The sequence below is a fragment of the Endozoicomonas sp. SESOKO3 genome (assembly GCF_024606255.1).
The window spans coordinates 1-1,635 of record NZ_JAHHPR010000381.1 but is presented as its reverse complement, the minus strand read 5'-3'; the positions used below and the strand labels follow the sequence as shown (position 1 = coordinate 1,635).

2 protein-coding genes are annotated in these 1,635 nt (G+C 50.2%); both read right to left on the bottom strand.

Features of this window, described 5'->3' with window-relative positions:
- A partial coding sequence (locus KDK18_RS06670) for a hypothetical protein (protein WP_257254093.1) occupies positions 1-596 on the bottom strand: 596 nt, incomplete at its 3' end.
- Positions 597-734: 138 nt separating this feature from the next.
- On the bottom strand, positions 735-1,635 hold a 901-nt coding region (locus KDK18_RS06665; RefSeq protein WP_257254092.1), incomplete at its 5' end, for a hypothetical protein.

Below are 1,635 nucleotides of genomic sequence, written 5' to 3'. Positions count from 1 at the left end.
TCCAAAGTATGTGAGTGTTCCTGAGGGCCTCCGATGCCGCCGCCAGAGCCAGAATAAAGGAGGGCAGTGAAAGAGCCCGTAGGGTGAATGTTGGTTGCAGGGGCTTGCAGGCCGGATAATTCTGATGTTTGGTCTTTTTGTTGGTCATGCCCAGAGCCATGCACCATAGTGATGATGGCAAACGGTTTATCCTGACTCGTTTCTTGTTGTTCAATCGTGTTAAGAAATGATGAAATGGGCTTCCAATGGTTTTTTAAAAGCCACCCAACAGCGACAACCGCCTCTAAAGGAAACCATGAATAAGGGATGAGGCACAGGGGAGACTCTTTGGTGGTCAGGCTCAGTTCGTAACCAACCAGTAGATGAGTGGCATAAATTAATTGCCGCAAAATTGACTCAGTCAAGGTCGTTCTTACCCCATAACCGCCGGGTCTCTGTGATTTGACATCAGGGGGAGAGTCCGTTCCTGCATTGCCGCTTGTGTTGGTAATATCTGGTGGTGTGCCCGGAAAAGTAAGCCGACCACGTTTTATAGAAATGCTCTGGGATGAAGAATTTGCTTTCTGTTCAAACTCGACAATAAAATGTTCTGTCATTGGTTGGGCCTGACAGACGACAGCCAGGGTCAATAGCAGTGACAGTGCCGTTAAGAGTATATGTCTAATGATTCTGTCCTTGCATTCTGGTTTACAGAGAGGAAGGATAGACCATCTCATTAAAGAGCAGTTGTCAGATCAAGGGCTGAGGTCACGGTTATTTTTTTGATCAACAGGCTTGCGTTTTCGATGTATTCTTTTGTGATTCATCAGAGATAGAATGTTATTGCAGACCGCCCCGCACGGCCGTGACTGGCCATCTTGCCCGGTTACAATCTCGTCACAGGTTTGTTGATAGGTGTGGGCTTTTCTTTTGTGGTGATACAAGGCCTGGGCATGCTTGAATACTATCCCGCATAGCCGGTGCTGACCATCTTTCCAAAGCACCTTCAGATTACAGGTTTGTTGTCCGGTGTGGTATCTGCTTTTGTGGGATGACAGCGCCTGGGCATGCTTTAAGACCTTCCCGCATGACCGCTGCTGACCGTCTTCATCGACCATGATCACGTTACAGGTTCGTTGGCCGCTGTGGGCGTTTCTTTTGTGACTCGCCAGGGTTTTAGCACTTCTGAGGACCATTCCGCATGGTCGCTGCTGGCCATCTTCACCGATCACGGGCGCGTAACAGGTTTGTTGCTCACTGTGGCTGGCTCGTTTGTGATCCGACAGAGCGCAGGTATTCAAACAGACCTTGCCGCATGGTCGTGGCTGGCCGTCTTCGCCGATCAATATCACCTGACAGATTTTTTTTCTGCTGTGGGCTCTGCTTTTGTGAGACGAGAGGGTTTTAGAATTCTTGCAGACCCTGCCGCATGGTCGCGGCTGCCCATCCTCCCCCATCTCTGTCACCATACAGGTTTGTGGCCCACTGTGATCTCTGCTTTTGTGATCCCACATAGTTTGAGCATTCTTGAAGACCCTCCCGCATGGGCGCTGCTGGCCGTCCTCCCAGACCACTGCCACGCAGGTCTTTTGCCCGCTGTGGAATCTGCTTTTATGGCATGACAGGGCTGGAGCATTCTTGAAGACTCTTCCGCAT